The organism is Micromonospora sp. NPDC048842, assembly GCF_040649935.1.
GTDB classification, from domain to species: Bacteria; Actinomycetota; Actinomycetes; order Mycobacteriales; family Micromonosporaceae; genus Micromonospora; species Micromonospora hortensis.
This window is the reverse complement of record NZ_JBEZGK010000017.1, coordinates 20,937-34,702: the sequence shown is the minus strand read 5'-3', so window position 1 is coordinate 34,702 and position 13,766 is coordinate 20,937. Positions and strand designations below refer to the sequence as shown.

The following is a 13,766-nucleotide window of genomic DNA, read 5'->3' as shown; positions in this document are numbered from 1 at the left end:
TCCAGGCTCATTCCTGGCCGAGCGGACCCATTGAGCGGTATGGGATCAGCGTTCGGCGGCTCCTCGTCCGCGCCGGCCGAACGGCACCACCGCCGCCTCCTGGCCATGGCTCAACAGGTAGCCCTCCACGAACCCGGTGTTGCGATCGCCGGTGTGGTTGTCGATCTCGTTGAGCCGTGCCACCAGGAACTCGGTGAGCGCGCTGATTCGGTTGTTCAGACGCTCGTGCAGCTCGGCGACGACGGCCAGGACGACCGCGGTGCCGGCGGTGATGAGCGCAAAGAGGTTGACGAGCAGCGGCAGCTGCCCGCCGTCGACCGCGAGGGTCACCGTGTTGCCGGTCGCCCACAGTGTCACCGACACCGTTGCGACCACGACTGCCAACCACTTCAGGGTCATGGACAGACCCCTCCTTCTGTCCCGCAGGGCTGGGTTCGGCCTTGTCCCGTCCCCCCGCCGATGACGAGCCCAAGCAGTACGAATAGGGACGCTAGCGTGCCCGTTCCAGCCCCGGAGGCAAACGAATGAACCTGACCAGGCGTTCTTTCGCTATCTGAGGAACTAGCCTGCCTGATTGCCCCTTTTTCGGACATCGACCGGCAACGTTGGGCGGTATGCGAGGTATCTGATGGTTTCCCGGATGTGGAACTTCTCCGCGTCCGACACCTGAGGGTCGACCAGGCGGCGCAGCAGCGCCTCCACGTCGGGGTCCATCGGAGGGGCGGCCTGGCCGGCGCGGGGGCCGGCCGCGGCGCGGTCCCAGCCGAGCGCGGCGAAGGCCGCGGCCGGGTTCACCCCCAGGCCCTCGCAGAAGGCGACCACCCGCTCGGCCTCCGGGTCGCTGGCCCAGTCCCCCCGGACCCAGCGGTTGATGGTCTGCCGGGAGACGCCGGTGCGCCGGGACACCTCGGTGCCGCTCCAGGCTCGGGTCGCCCGCGCCTCGTCCAGAGCCCGTCGGACGAAGGTGGCGAAGGCGATCTTCCGCGCATTGGCCGTCTCGGTCACTCCGTGACGGTAAGGCCAGCCGGCTGCGAGTGCGCGCCCCGGCTCGCCACTGTCACGCGGACGTGACGAGAGGTTCGGGTTTCCGGTAAACGAGTCAGTGCCACTGTTGAGGGGTGTCACGCGGGCAGAATAGATGAACGTAGTGGCAAACGTAAGCGGACGAAAAGCTGATACTGTCACGCCCATGGGACAATCTACGGTGTGTCACGTGCATGAGACGATTGGTGCTCGCGTGCGTCACGCCCCCGGTGCCAGGGGGTCGTGGTGACCGAGCTCGCCACCCGCGCCCAGGCCTTCGGGCTGATCGCCGAGGGGGTCGCCGCAGGGCTGACCGCCCCCTGGCGGCTCTACCTCGCCCGAGGCTGCCGCTACCTGTCGCTGAGCGTCGGCGATCGTACCGAGTGGAACGCCTGGCGTACCCATCTCGGCTGCCCGGAGCTGAGCGTCCGGGTCTACGACGCCGGCGGCGAGATCCGCCGCTCCTCGGTGGCCGAAGTCGTGCTGGACGGCTGCCGGATCAGCGTCGAGCTGGTCGAGGAGGTCAGCACCGACGACCTGGACCGGCTGCTCGTCGCCGACCCCACCACGATCGAGCCGGAGGAGCGATGACCTGGCGTCCCGGCTGGGCCGGAGCTGCCCGATGAGCCCGTTTCTCGCGGTGTTCCTCGTCCTGGTGCTCGGTGCCACCAGTTACGCGGCAGGCCGGCTGCACGGGCAGCTCAGCTACCGCATCGGCTACCGCTTCGGTTACCGGCAGGGCTACTTCGACGGTGACCGAGGCGCCTGGAACCGGCGTCGTCGGGACGCCCAGGCGGCGATCGCCTCGGCCCTGTCGGTCTCACCAGCGGGCGTGGTCCGCTCGGCCGGCGCTGTCGAACGCCCCGGCACCACGTACACCGGCTCGTCGTTCAGCGCGCCGGCCGCCCCGATCACCGGGCGGCACCCGACCGGCACGCTCGTCCGACGTACCGGTTGAGGTCGGTCGGCGGGGCTGCCCCGCCGACCGGCGCCACGAGCGCGGTGCGTCGTCCGCGGCGGACACGCACCGTCGGGGTCACGTCAGACCGGTGACGGTGGCCCCACCCGGCCGGGATGCGCGCAGGGGGCATGCATCCCGGCCGGTTCCGCCGCGTTCGCGACAATGCCTTTCGGCTGGTGCGGGCGTCGACGGAGCCCTGTTCACGAGCGCGTCTTGGGAGATCCACGTTCGGCCCCTAGCCGGGAAGGTCCGGCGGGGCTAGCGTCTAGGCATGGCACGGGGTTCTCCCGAGCCAGCCGGTCCGCCCGGATCTGCGACCTCGCGCATGGGGTTCCGCATCCGACCCCGTGTCCCCGGGCACCGGAGGAGGCGGAACACGGGTGGCGGGTGCCCATCCGTCGGAGCAGGCCTGTGACGACTCGCCGTACCATCGCCGGTGCCGACCAGACCCCGGCCGCGACTGCCACGCCCCGCCGAGCCGCCAGGAGCCGCCGTTCGGCGGCCGCCGCGCCGGCCGACCCCAAGGAGCCGCGACCAGCCGGCCAGGCCTTTGTCCTGGACACGTCGGTGCTCCTCTCCGATCCGGCGGCGTTCCACCGGTTCGCGGAGCACGAAGTGGTGCTACCTCTGGTGGTCATCACCGAGCTGGAAGGCAAGCGGCACCATCCGGAGCTGGGCTGGTTCGCCCGGCAGTCGCTGCGGATGCTCGACGACCTGCGGGTTCGGCACGGCCGACTCGACCGCCCGGTGCCCGCCAACGACGTCGGCGGCACCCTGCGGGTGGAGCTCAACCACACCGACGACGGCGTCCTGCCGCCCGGTTTCCGCACCGAGAGCAATGACGCCCGGATCCTCTCCGTCGCGCTCAACCTCGCCGCCGAGGGGCGGGAGGTGACCCTGGTCAGCAAGGACATGCCGTTGCGTGTCAAGGCTGCCTCCGTGGGTCTGCGTGCCGACGAGTACCGCCACGGCCAGGCCAGCGACCCGACCTGGACCGGTATGTCGGAGATGCAGTTGAGCGAGGAGCAGATCGGCCAGCTGTACGGCGGCGAGACGCTCGACCTCGACGAGGCGGCCGGGCTGCCCTGCCACACCGGTCTGGTGCTGCACTCGGGGCGCGGCTCCGCGCTCGGTCGGGTGCTGCCGGACAAGTCGGTGCGTCTGGTCCGGGGCGACCGGGAGGCGTTCGGGCTGCACGGCCGCTCGGCCGAGCAGCGGATCGCTCTCGACCTGCTGTTGGACGAGTCGATCGGGATCGTCTCACTGGGTGGTCGGGCCGGCACCGGAAAGTCGGCACTGGCGCTCTGCGCCGGGCTGGAGGCGGTGATGGAGCGCCGCCGCCACAAGAAGGTGATCGTGTTCCGCCCGCTGTACGCCGTCGGCGGCCAGGAGTTGGGCTACCTGCCGGGCTCGGAGTCGGAGAAGATGTCGCCGTGGGCCCAGGCGGTCTTCGACACGCTCGGCGCGGTGGTGCACGAGAACGTGCTGGAGGAGGTCACCTCGCGGGGCATCCTGGAGGTGCTGCCGCTGACCCACATCCGCGGGCGCAGCCTGCACGACGCCTACGTGATCGTGGACGAGGCCCAGTCGCTGGAGCGCGGGGTGCTGCTGACCGTGCTGTCCCGGATCGGGCAGGGCTCCCGGGTGGTGCTCACCCACGACGTTGCCCAGCGGGACAATCTGCGGGTCGGCCGGCACGACGGGGTGACGGCTGTCATCGAAGCGCTCAAGGGTCATCCGCTCTTCGCGCACGTCACCCTCAGCCGTTCGGAGCGATCTCCGATCGCCGCGATGGTCACGGACCTACTGGAGGACATCCCGATCTGACGGATGTTATGTGGGCTTTTGTCCGCATTCTTGGTGTGGCGCAGATCACAAACGGCCCGGTTGGTTTCCCATCAGCCTCACTGTGCGCAATCGTGTCCCACGAGCGTCCATGCACCACCGGAATCGTTGGCGATCGTTCGTCTTCGAGACGGACGACATCGGCGAAGGTCGGTGCGTCGGCGCGACCGGCAACCGGTCGGGGCGCTCGTGGCACGGCTGACGGCCCACCTGTGGTCTGCGCCGCGCCACGTCCTTGCTCCCGACGAAGGGACCACTTCGTGAGTCGGCTGTGGAGCCGGTTGGGCGCCCGTACGGCTGCTGTAGCGCTGCTCTCCGTGGGCGTTGCCGGTGGCTTCTACCTGGGCGAAGACCGGGAAACCCAGCAACAGGGTCTGACCGAGCAGGTCAGCCTCGAGGTCGACCGGGCCGACCTCGCGTACCAGCGCGAGCGGCAGGCCGCCCACCAGGTGCAGTTCTCCAAGCAGCGGGCCGCCGAGTACCAGGCCAAGCTGCGGGCGAAGCAGGCCGCCAAGGAAGCCGCCGAGCGTGCCCGCCGGGCCGAGGCCGCCGCGGCGTCCCGCAAGCGCGAGCGCGCCGCCGCCAACGCGCCCGCCAAGCCGTACGACGGGCCGATCCCGGCGTCCTGCGCCGAGTACAGCGGCAACCGCAAGACTGGCTGCGCCCTGATGATCAGCGCGGGTTTCGGCATCGCCGAGTTCCCCTGCCTGGAGAAGCTCTGGACCAAGGAGAGCGGCTGGAACCACAAGGCCAACAACTCCTCGTCCGGTGCGTACGGCATCCCGCAGTCTCTGCCGGGCAGCAAGATGGGCTCCGTCGCGTCCGACTGGCGGACCAACCCGGCCACGCAGATCAAGTGGGGGTTGGGCTACATCAAGGGCAGGTACAAGACGCCCTGCGGCGCCTGGACCTACTTCCAGAACAACAACCACTACTGACGGCTCTCGAAGGCGGGGCAGGTGGCTCTCCACTCGCCCCGCCTTCGCGCGTACCCCGACGGGACGTGAGTGGCGGTCGGCCGCTTTTGCTGATAGCAGTTGTGGAGTGACCCTGCACCCGTCAAGCGGCGACCCCTACCGGTTCGGCACCGAGGCGTTCTACGCCGCGCTCGGCCGGGCGTTCGTCGCCATGTGCGCGGTGGTCCCGTTCCTCTTTCTCATCGAGGCCGTCGACCAGGGGCTCGAGTTCGGCCTGGACGCCACCGCCGGCATCATCCCGCAACGCATCGACGGGCTCGACGGGGTCTTCTTCTCCCCGTTCCTGCACCACGGCTTCGACCACCTCTACAGCAACAGCATCCCGCTGATCCTGCTGGGCACCTTCGTCCTCGCCGCCGGCGCCCGCCGGTTCCTCTGGTCGACCCTGGTCATCATCCTGGTCAGCGGGCTCGGCGTGTGGTTCACCGGCTCACCCAACTCGGTGGTGGTCGGCGCCAGCGGCGTCATCTTCGGCTACCTGGGCATCCTGCTCACCCGGGGCATCGTCGAGCGCAGCTGGTGGAACTTCGCGGTCTTCCTCCTTGTCGGTCTGCTCTACGGCTGGCAGCTGGTCGGCATCCTCCCCACCGACGAGCGGATCTCCTGGCAGGGGCACCTGTTCGGCCTGCTCGGCGGGGTGGTGGCGGCGATCCTGTTCCGTCGGCGGCGACCCGCCGTGGGCGGCCAGGACTACTCGGGCTCCACGCTCAGCCTGCCCTGAGGCGATTCTCCGGCGCGCCTCTGGGACGTGCTTGCCCGACCGTCACCGCCCGCTTACGGTCGAGATCAGCACGCGTTGATCCGTGAGCGGAAAGCGACGGTACGCCATGCGCGAGGTCGATGTCGCCGTGATCGGGGCCGGTCCGGCCGGTCTCTTCGCCGCGTACTACGCCGGGTTCCGGGGGCTGTCGGTAGCGGTGATCGACGCGTTGCCCGAGCCGGGCGGTCAGGTCACCGCCATGTACCCGGAGAAGCTGATCCTCGACGTCGCCGGCTTTCCCGCGGTCAAGGGCCGCGACCTGGTGGCCAACCTGGTGGCCCAGGCGGCACCGTTCGGTCCGCAGTACCTGCTCGGCACCCGGGCGGAGAAGCTCGCGTACGCCGACGGTCGCCCGGTGCTCGGCCTGGCCGGTGGCGAGCAGCTCGCGTGCGGCGCGATAGTGGTCACCGGCGGGCTCGGCAGCTTCAGCCCTCGGCCGTTGCCGTGCGCCGACGGCGCCCCCGGCTCGGGGATCGTCTACTTCGTGACCGAGCCGACCGAGCTGACCGATCGGGACGTGCTGATCGTCGGTGGCGGCGACTCCGCGTTCGACTGGGCGCTGGCGCTGCAACCGCTGGCCCGGTCGGTGACCCTTGTGCACCGCCGGGAGAAGTTCCGGGCCCACGCCTCGACTGTCGCCCGGGTGCTCTCCCTGCCGGTGCGGGTGGTGGTCAACGCCGAGGTCACCAGGCTGCTCGGGGACGGCGCGGTAACCGGTGCCGAGGTGACAGTGCGCGGCGGCGCTACCGAGACGCTGCCGGTGGACACCGTGGTGGCCGCCCTCGGCTTCACCGCCGACCTGGGCCCGCTCGCCGAGTGGGGGCTACGGCTGGACCGCCGGCACATCCTGGTCGACAGCGCGATGGCCACCAACCTGCCCCGGGTCTTCGCGGCGGGCGACATCACCGAGTACCCGGGCAAGGTCCGGCTGATCGCCACCGGCTTCGGTGAGGCGGCAACGGCGGTCAACAACGCGGCGGTCGCCATCGACCCGAGCGCACACCTCTTCCCCGGGCACTCCTCCGACGCCGGCTGACATTCGTCATCGAGGGCGGAGCGGCGGTCACTGACGAGGTCGGCCCTCTGCCGTCACACGCGGACATCACGTCGGCGGGCGGGTGGCGCCAGCGCGGCGATCAGCACCGCCACCATTGTCAGCGCCGCGCCGAGCAGGGTGTTCACACCCGGGTGCGAGGCCGCCGTGGGGAGGATCAGGTCCAGCAGGACGGCGCCCACGATCTGCCCGGCGATGGTGGCCAGGCCGAGCAGCAGAACGCCGGTGAAGCGGACGATCGCGGCGGCGATCGCGATGAACACGATGCCGATCGGGCCGCCCAGGTAGAGCCACGGTTCGGTCGGCAGGTGGCCGCCCGGCCAGCCGCGTACGGCGATGTCGATCGCGAACGCGACGAGCAGGGTGACGGTGCCGACGGCGAAGTTGACGAGCGTGGCGGTCAACGCACTGTCGGCCGCCGCGCGGACCCGGCCGTTGACGGCCTGCTGCCAGGCGATACCCACCCCGGCGAGCAGCGGTAGCAGAGCCAGCGCCAGCGCACCCGGGTCACCCAGACGGTCGCCGACCGCCAGGCCGACCGCCAGCACTGTGAGCACCGCTCCGGCCAGCCGCTGCCTGGTGATCGGCTGCCGGCCGGTCGGCCCGATCCCGGCCCGGTCCACGGCGAGGCTGCTGCCGGTCTGACCGGCGACCACCGCCACGGTGAAGACCGCCACGCCCAACGTGCCGATGGTGAGGCCCTGGGTGGCCACCAGGAAGGCTCCGCACATCCCGCCGAGGCACTGCCAAGGCCGCAGCGTGCCGGCCCGCAGGGCCCGCCGTGTCGCGACCAGCCCTCGCCGACCACCGGGGGTCGCGGGCACCAGGACCAGCAGCACCAGCAGGCCGATGCCGAACGAGACGACGGCGGCGGCGAAACCGTCGTCGAGGCGTACCCCGAGCTCGCCGTTGATGCGCGACTGCACCGCCACAGCGACCCCGGAGGCCGACGCCAGCGCGACGCCGGTGATCCGGCGGGCGGCCGACAGGGTCTGCGGGGTCGCCGTGTCGGCGGCTGTCACTCCTGCTCGGCCAGCGGACGACCGTCGAAGTCGACAGCGGAGTAGAGCGCCAGCTTCTCCAACCGGTGGTACGAGTCGATCACCCGGATGGTGCCGCTCTTCGAGCGCATGACGATCGACTGGGTGTACGCGCCGCCCGCCCGGTAACGCACCCCGCGCAGCAGGTCGCCCGAGGTGACCCCGGTCGCCACGAAGAAGCAGTTGTCGCCGGTGACCAGATCGTCGGTGCCCAGCACCCGGTCCAGGTCGTGCCCGGCCGCGATCGCCTTCTCCCGCTCCTGCTCGTCGCGCGGCCACAGCTTGGCCTGCATCGCGCCGCCCATGCACTTCAGCGCGCACGCGGAGATGATGCCCTCCGGGGTGCCGCCGATGCCCATCAGGACGTCGACGTCCGACTCACCCCGGGCCGCCGCGATGGAGCCCGCGATGTCGCCGTCGGAGATGAACCGGATCCCCGCCCCGGTCCGGCGGATCTGCGCGACCAGGTCGTCGTGACGGCTCCGGTCCAGTACGCAGACTGTCACCTCGGAGACGTCGGTGCCCTTGACCTTGGCGATCCGGCGCAGGTTCTCCGCCACACCGGCGTTGATGTCGATCACGTCGGCGTACGCCGGCCCGACGGCGAGCTTCTCCATGTAGAACACGGCGCTCGGGTCGAACATCGCACCGCGCTCGGAGACGGCGAGCACCGCCACCGCGTTCGGCATGCCCTTGCTCATGAGTGTGGTGCCGTCCACCGGGTCGACGGCGACGTCCACCTCCGGGCCCGTGCCGTCGCCGACGTGTTCGCCGTTGAAGAGCATCGGGGCGTTGTCCTTCTCGCCCTCGCCGATCACCACCACACCGCGCATCTGGATCGAGTTGATCAGCTTGCGCATCGCGTCGACAGCGGCCCCGTCGCCGCCCTCCTTGTCGCCCCGACCGACCCACCGGCCGGCGGCCATCGCCGCAGCCTCGGTGACCCGGACCAGGTCGAGGGCAAGGTTTCGGTCGAGATCCTGCGGGATCCGCGTCCTGGTGTTCGTCATGACGGCTACTCCTCCTCGCGACGGTGCGGGGACGGCCGGCGGCGGGGAGGCCCCCACTGCCGGCTTTGTCGCTGATCCTCACACGATGGCCGACCGGGCGTCGGCGCGGGGCGGTGATGGCCCGGATACCGCCGGTCGGGCGGCTGCGAAGATAGTGGGGTGGAACCCGCACAGCCAGCCGACCGCGTACCCGCCGACAGCACGCCGCCCGACGGTCAGCCGCCGGCCGACGTCCCCGCCGGCCGCGGTGGTGAGCCCGCCGCGACCGACCCGACCCCACCGCCGCCGGCGGTGTCCGGCAAGTCCGAGCGGTCGCCGAAGGACATGGCGATCTCGCTGCTGGTGCTGCTCGTCCCGATCGCGCTGCTGCTGGCGTTCTACCGGGGATTCCTCGGCGGCGACCAGGCCACCACAGTCGATCCGGCGCCCGCCATCGAGCAGGCACGTTCGGCGAACGTCTTTCCGGTGAGCCAGCCGCAGGGGCTCGGCGCCGACTGGAAGACGGTCAGCGCCCGCTACCAGGCCGTCGAGGGCGGTGTGAACCTGCGACTCGGCTACCTCACGCCGGAGGGGCGGGGCGTCCAACTGCTGCAGAGCAGCGTCCCGGCGGACCGTCTGCTCCCTGCCGAGCTGACCAGTCAGAGCCAGCCGCAGGGCCCCACCGAGCTGGCCGGGCGCGCCTGGCAGCTCTACACGGCCCGGGGGAACCAGCAGGCGCTGGTCCTGCTGGAGCCGACCCGCACGGTGATCGTCGTCGGCGACGCCCGGGACAACGAACTCCGCGAACTGGCCGGCTCGCTGCGCTGACCGGACCCGGTGGGGTGGCCCGCCGGCGTCGAATCTGGGCAACAGGCCCGAAGGGTGATTGTCCGACCGGTCGACAGGGAACAAAGAGGGGGTGATCCGGGCGCGCTGCTCGGCCCGGGTCGCGCGACGCAGCCGACGGTGCTGCTGCGTCGCCCGGTTTCCGGCGCCGCCCAGGTCGTCGGGTGACCCCCTTGGGAGACACGTATGACTGTTCGACGACTCGGCGCCGGCCTGGTAGCCGCCGCTCTGATCACGCCCGCACTGGCCGCCTGCGCCAGCGGAACCGGCACCGCCGGATCGACTCCGTCCCCGACTGTGAGTGCGTCCGGCACGGCGAGCCCGTCCGGTGCCCCGGTGGCGGGTGACGCCAAGCAGGCCCTGCTCGACTCCACCAAGGAGATCAGCAACGGGAACTTCCGGTTCACCCTTGCCGGCGCCGGCTCGACGGCGGAGGGGCTCGTGCACCAGCCGAGCCAGAGCGCGGCGATGAAGATCGCGATCGGTGGCCCGTCGTCCGACCTGGCGATGAAGCTCGACGTGGTCCACTTCAAGCCGGACAGTTGGGTCAAGCTGGAGCTGACCGGCCCCACCGCCGACAGCCTGCCCGCCATCAAGCAGCTCAACCTCGGCAAGTACCAGCACCTGGACCAGAACCGGATCAAGGGCAACCGCAACCTCGGCTTCGACTTCGAGAAGGTCGACCCGGCCGGTAGCGCGGTGCTCACCCAGGGCATCACCGAGGTCCGCAGCACCGGCACCGGCGCGTACGCCGGCACCATCGACGTCACCAAGGCCGCCGAGGCGGGCTCGTTGAACGCCGCCACTATCGCCGCGCTGGGCACCCAGGCGAAGACCGTCCCGTTCACCGCGAAGGTCGACCCGCAGGGCCGGCTCAGCGAGTTGGTGCTCCAGTTGCCGGCCGCCGGGCAGACCGCCGCCCAGGAGATCAAGATGACCTACTCCGACTACGGCGCCGCCACCGCCGCGCAGAAGCCGCCGGCGGCCCAGGTCGTCGAGGCACCGGCCGAGCTGTACAGCCTGTTCAACTGACGTACCGAGGTGGGGCGGCTCCGGCCGCCCCACCGGCGGTTGGTCAGGAAGCGGGCTCCTGCCGGGCGGCGTCGATCCGCGCCCGCGCACCATCCAGCCAGCGTTGACAGATCACCGCCAGCGCCTCGCCGCGCTCCCAGAGCGCCAGCGACTCCTCCAGCGACGTGCCGCCGGCCTCCAGGCGCTCCACCACCGAGGCCAGCTCGGCGCGGGCCTGCTCGTAACTGAGCCGCTCGTCCGGCCCGGCCTTCGTGTCATCAGTCATCGCGTTCATCTCAGCACACCACTCCCCACCGCGCCTCGTCGCCACTCAGCCATCGACGGTGGCGGCCAGTTCGCCGTCGGCCAGTCGTACCCGCAGCGGGTCGCCCTTGCCGACCTCCGCCGCCGCGCGGACCACATGGCCGTCCGCGCGCTGCACGATCGCGTACCCCCTGTCGAGGGTGGCGGCGGGGGAGAGGGCGCGCAGCCGCGCGAGGGTGTGCCGCAGGTCATCCTCGGCGGCCCCGAGCCGGTGCTCCAGGCAGCGGCCGGCCCGCTGACGCAACGCGGTCAGCTCGGTCGCCCGATGCTCCACCATCACCTGGGGCCGGGCCAGCACCGGCCGGGAACGCAGCCCGTCGAGCCGGTGCGTCTCCCGGTCGACCAGGTTGCGCACCGCCCGTTCGAGGCGGTGCCGGGCCTGACCGATGAGGCGTACCTCCTCGGTGAGGTCGGGGACGACCCGCTTCGCCGCGTCGGTCGGGGTGGAGGCGCGGACGTCGGCGACATAGTCGATCAAGGGCGCGTCCGTCTCGTGGCCGATCGCGCTGACCACCGGCGTACGACAGCCGAACACCGCGCGGCAGAGCGCCTCGTCGGAGAAGGGGAGCAGGTCCTCGATGCCGCCGCCACCTCGCGCGATGATGATCACGTCGATGCTCAGGTCGGCGTCCAGCACCTTGAGCGCGTCGACGATCTGTGGCACCGCGGACGGGCCCTGCACTGCCACGTTGACAGTCCGGAACTCCACCGCCGGCCAACGACGTCGGGCGTTCGTCAGCACGTCCCGCTCCGCCGCCGACGCGCGACCGGTGATGAGCCCGATCCGGCCGGGCAGGAACGGCAGTCGACGCTTGCGCGCGCGGTCGAAGAGCCCCTCGGCGGCGAGCAGCTTCTTGAGCTTCTCCAGCCGGGCCAGCAGTTCCCCGAGCCCCACCTGGCGAATCTCGTCGGCCCGCAGGCTCAGCGTGCCCCGGGCGGCGTAGAACTCGGGCTTGGCGTGCAGCACCACACGTGCGCCCTCGCGCAGCTCCGGCGCGCCGGAGTCCAGGACGTCCCGGTTGGTGGTGACGGTCAGGCTCAGGTCGGCCGACGGGTCACGCAGGGTGAGGAAGACGGTGCTGGCTCCCGGACGGCGGCTGATCTGCGCCACCTGCCCGTCCACCCACACCCAGCCCAGCTTGGCGATCCACGCCCCCACCTTCTGGCTGACCACCCGTACCGGCCAAGGCTCGTCAGCGCTGCTGGCCCCGCCGCCGCTGCCCCCGCCGCTTCCGCCGCTTCCGCCGCTTCCCACCCGCCCACCCTCGCTCACCCGCCCACCCTACGGACCTCCCCGGTGATCAAGAGGTTTGCGTCGGCGCTGGGCGCGTTTCTGACGCAAACCTCTTGATCACCCGGGGTTGGGGGTGGGGTTGGGGGTGGGTTGCGGCCCGGTGGCGGGTGGAGGGGTGGCACGTACGATGGGGTGGTGACTGAGGCTCAGGCGACTCACCGGACCGGCAAGCGCGTGCTCCTGGCCAAGCCCCGCGGCTACTGCGCGGGTGTCGACCGCGCGGTGCAGACCGTGGAGGAGGCGCTGAAGCTCTACGGCGCCCCGATCTACGTGCGCAAGCAGATCGTGCACAACAAGCACGTGGTGCAGACCCTGGAGGCCCAGGGCGCCATCTTCGTGGAGGAGAACGAGGAGGTGCCGGAGGGCGCCACAGTCGTCTTCTCCGCGCACGGTGTGGCGCCGGAGGTCCACGAGCAGGCCAAGGCGCGTTCGCTGAAGGCGATCGACGCGACCTGCCCGCTGGTCACCAAGGTGCACCACGAGGCACGGCGCTTCGCGGCCGAGGACTACGACATCCTGCTCATCGGCCACGAGGGGCACGAAGAGGTCGTCGGCACCGCCGGTGAGGCCCCCGCGCACATCCAACTGGTGGACGGTCCGGACGGCGCCGACAAGATCACCGTACGTGATCCGGAGAAGGTGGTCTGGCTCTCCCAGACCACGCTCTCTGTCGACGAGACGCTGGAGACGGTGGCCCGCCTCAAGCAGCGGCTGCCGCTGTTGCAGTCCCCGCCCAGCGACGACATCTGCTACGCCACCTCCAACCGGCAGCACGTGGTCAAGGAGATCGCCGCCGACTGTGACGTGGTGATCGTGGTCGGCTCGACGAACTCCTCCAACTCGGTGCGCCTGGTCGAGGTCGCCCTGGACGCCGGCGCCCGCGCTGGTCACCTGGTCGACTTCGCGCACGAGATCGACGACGCCTGGCTGGAGGGGGCCACCACGGTCGGCCTGACCTCGGGCGCGAGCGTCCCGGACGACCTGGTCCAGGAGGTGCTGGTCCACCTCGCCGCCCGCGGCTTCGCCGACGTCGAGGAGATCACCACCGCCAACGAGCGGCTCACGTTCTCGCTTCCGCAGGAGCTGAGGCGGGACATGAAGGCCGCGGCGGCGCGCGGCTGAAGCGCGGGAACGAACTCGGGTCGGCGTACGTCAGATTCGGCATGAGGACTCTTCGGCTCGCCGTCCCCGCGCTGGCCGTCTGCGTGGCGCTGAGCGCCTGCGGCGGCCAGGGTGTCGGGGGCGGCACACCCACAGCGACACCGACGGGAGCGCAGCCGGTGACCAGCCAGCCCACGCCCGACCCGACGCCCTCGCCAGAGACCGTCACCCGGTCCGTGCCGCCCGGGCTGAAAACTCCGAAACCGGGTGGCCCGAGCACTCCGCCGGGCGTCGGGGCCACCACACTGAGCGGCACCGTGCAGGGCGGTGTGGAGCCCGGCTGCGTACTGCTCGACGGTTACCTGCTGCTCGGCGGCCCGCGTGAGGTGCTGACGCCGGGCGCCCGGGTCGAGGTCACCGGTCGGGTGGAGCCCGGCATGATGACCACCTGCCAGCAGGGCACCCCGTTCGTCGTGACGGCCGCCCACCGGTCCTGACCCTTCGCCCCCCTCACGCGCGGAAGCCCGCCCCCGGACCTGGG

The 13,766-nt window shown here is 71.2% G+C and carries 17 protein-coding genes; 11 read left to right on the top strand and 6 right to left on the bottom strand.

Features of this window, described 5'->3' with window-relative positions; all coding sequences use genetic code 11:
* Positions 1-45 precede the first annotated feature (45 nt).
* Positions 46-399, bottom strand: a complete 354-nt coding sequence (locus tag AB0C19_RS22680) for a hypothetical protein (RefSeq protein WP_210784414.1) — start codon at positions 397-399, stop codon at positions 46-48.
* A gap of 162 nt (positions 400-561) precedes the next feature.
* Complete coding sequence (locus tag AB0C19_RS22675; RefSeq protein WP_357188353.1) at positions 562-1,005, bottom strand: XRE family transcriptional regulator; 444 nt, start codon at positions 1,003-1,005, stop codon at positions 562-564.
* 264 nt (positions 1,006-1,269) lie between these two features.
* Between AB0C19_RS22675 and AB0C19_RS22670 the strand changes: the two genes are divergently transcribed.
* The 6 genes from AB0C19_RS22670 (at position 1,270) to AB0C19_RS22645 (ending at position 6,602) form a co-directional block, all read left to right on the top strand.
* Positions 1,270-1,614, top strand: coding sequence for a hypothetical protein (locus tag AB0C19_RS22670; RefSeq protein ID WP_145786311.1), 345 nt, complete (start codon positions 1,270-1,272; stop codon positions 1,612-1,614).
* Positions 1,615-1,645: 31 nt separating this feature from the next.
* A complete protein-coding gene (locus AB0C19_RS22665) occupies positions 1,646-1,981 on the top strand; it encodes a hypothetical protein (protein WP_091394339.1) in 336 nt (111 codons plus the stop codon).
* A 414-nt stretch (positions 1,982-2,395) separates the two neighbouring features.
* Positions 2,396-3,811: a PhoH family protein gene (locus AB0C19_RS22660; RefSeq protein WP_357188351.1), complete on the top strand. Its 1,416-nt coding sequence runs from the start codon at positions 2,396-2,398 to the stop codon at positions 3,809-3,811.
* Positions 3,812-4,089: 278 nt separating this feature from the next.
* Positions 4,090-4,767 carry a lytic transglycosylase domain-containing protein gene (locus AB0C19_RS22655; RefSeq protein WP_238684420.1) on the top strand — a complete coding sequence of 226 codons (678 nt, stop codon included), beginning with the start codon at positions 4,090-4,092 and terminating at the stop codon, positions 4,765-4,767.
* A 106-nt stretch (positions 4,768-4,873) separates the two neighbouring features.
* The gene (locus AB0C19_RS22650) at positions 4,874-5,527 is read left to right on the top strand and encodes a rhomboid family intramembrane serine protease (RefSeq protein ID WP_357188348.1); all 654 of its coding nucleotides are present in this window, start codon (positions 4,874-4,876) and stop codon (positions 5,525-5,527) included.
* 106 nt (positions 5,528-5,633) lie between these two features.
* On the top strand, positions 5,634-6,602 hold the full coding sequence (locus tag AB0C19_RS22645) for an NAD(P)/FAD-dependent oxidoreductase (protein WP_357188509.1): 969 nt from the start codon (positions 5,634-5,636) through the stop codon (positions 6,600-6,602).
* A gap of 53 nt (positions 6,603-6,655) precedes the next feature.
* Here the strand turns inward: AB0C19_RS22645 and AB0C19_RS22640 are convergent, their stop codons facing one another.
* Entirely contained in the window at positions 6,656-7,642 is a 987-nt protein-coding gene (locus AB0C19_RS22640; protein ID WP_357188346.1) for a DMT family transporter, read from the bottom strand.
* The gene (gene glpX / locus AB0C19_RS22635) at positions 7,639-8,670 is read right to left on the bottom strand and encodes a class II fructose-bisphosphatase (RefSeq protein ID WP_091394313.1); all 1,032 of its coding nucleotides are present in this window, start codon (positions 8,668-8,670) and stop codon (positions 7,639-7,641) included. Before glpX ends, AB0C19_RS22640 begins: the two co-directional genes overlap by 4 nt.
* A 159-nt stretch (positions 8,671-8,829) precedes the next feature.
* On the opposite strand from glpX, the gene AB0C19_RS22630 reads away from it, so the two are divergent.
* From AB0C19_RS22630 to AB0C19_RS22620, 3 genes are read left to right on the top strand one after another with little or no spacing between them, the layout of a single operon-like run.
* A complete protein-coding gene (locus AB0C19_RS22630; protein ID WP_357188344.1) occupies positions 8,830-9,477 on the top strand; it encodes a DUF4245 domain-containing protein in 648 nt (215 codons plus the stop codon).
* A gap of 54 nt (positions 9,478-9,531) precedes the next feature.
* Positions 9,532-9,663 (top strand): hypothetical protein, encoded by a 132-nt coding sequence (locus tag AB0C19_RS22625; protein WP_357188342.1) that lies wholly within the window; start codon positions 9,532-9,534, stop codon positions 9,661-9,663.
* 18 nt (positions 9,664-9,681) lie between these two features.
* On the top strand, positions 9,682-10,527 hold the full coding sequence (locus AB0C19_RS22620; RefSeq protein ID WP_357188340.1) for a hypothetical protein: 846 nt from the start codon (positions 9,682-9,684) through the stop codon (positions 10,525-10,527).
* Positions 10,528-10,570: 43 nt separating this feature from the next.
* Here the strand turns inward: AB0C19_RS22620 and AB0C19_RS22615 are convergent, their stop codons facing one another.
* Positions 10,571-10,792, bottom strand: coding sequence for an exodeoxyribonuclease VII small subunit (locus AB0C19_RS22615; protein ID WP_030328827.1), 222 nt, complete (start codon positions 10,790-10,792; stop codon positions 10,571-10,573).
* Positions 10,793-10,837: 45 nt separating this feature from the next.
* Positions 10,838-12,085 (bottom strand): exodeoxyribonuclease VII large subunit, encoded by a 1,248-nt coding sequence (xseA, locus tag AB0C19_RS22610; RefSeq protein WP_357188507.1) that lies wholly within the window; start codon positions 12,083-12,085, stop codon positions 10,838-10,840.
* 174 nt (positions 12,086-12,259) lie between these two features.
* On the opposite strand from xseA, the gene AB0C19_RS22605 reads away from it, so the two are divergent.
* Together AB0C19_RS22605 and AB0C19_RS22600 are read left to right on the top strand one after the other, a co-directional pair.
* Complete coding sequence (locus tag AB0C19_RS22605) at positions 12,260-13,246, top strand: 4-hydroxy-3-methylbut-2-enyl diphosphate reductase (protein ID WP_357188338.1); 987 nt, start codon at positions 12,260-12,262, stop codon at positions 13,244-13,246.
* A 41-nt stretch (positions 13,247-13,287) separates the two neighbouring features.
* The gene (locus AB0C19_RS22600; RefSeq protein WP_357188336.1) at positions 13,288-13,722 is read left to right on the top strand and encodes a hypothetical protein; all 435 of its coding nucleotides are present in this window, start codon (positions 13,288-13,290) and stop codon (positions 13,720-13,722) included.
* Positions 13,723-13,766 lie beyond the last annotated feature (44 nt).

Excerpts from the sequence above, each read along its gene's own strand:
- AB0C19_RS22680 (WP_210784414.1), bottom strand. The coding sequence starts at position 399 with ATGACCCTGAAGTGGTTGGCAGTCGTGGTCGCAACGGTGTCGGTGACA.
- AB0C19_RS22665 (WP_091394339.1), top strand. The coding sequence starts at position 1,646 with ATGAGCCCGTTTCTCGCGGTGTTCCTCGTCCTGGTGCTCGGTGCCACC.
- AB0C19_RS22645 (WP_357188509.1), top strand. The coding sequence starts at position 5,634 with ATGCGCGAGGTCGATGTCGCCGTGATCGGGGCCGGTCCGGCCGGTCTC.
- glpX (WP_091394313.1), bottom strand. The coding sequence starts at position 8,670 with ATGACGAACACCAGGACGCGGATCCCGCAGGATCTCGACCGAAACCTT.
- AB0C19_RS22620 (WP_357188340.1), top strand. The coding sequence starts at position 9,682 with ATGACTGTTCGACGACTCGGCGCCGGCCTGGTAGCCGCCGCTCTGATC.
- AB0C19_RS22615 (WP_030328827.1), bottom strand. The coding sequence starts at position 10,792 with ATGACTGATGACACGAAGGCCGGGCCGGACGAGCGGCTCAGTTACGAG.
- AB0C19_RS22600 (WP_357188336.1), top strand. The coding sequence starts at position 13,288 with ATGAGGACTCTTCGGCTCGCCGTCCCCGCGCTGGCCGTCTGCGTGGCG.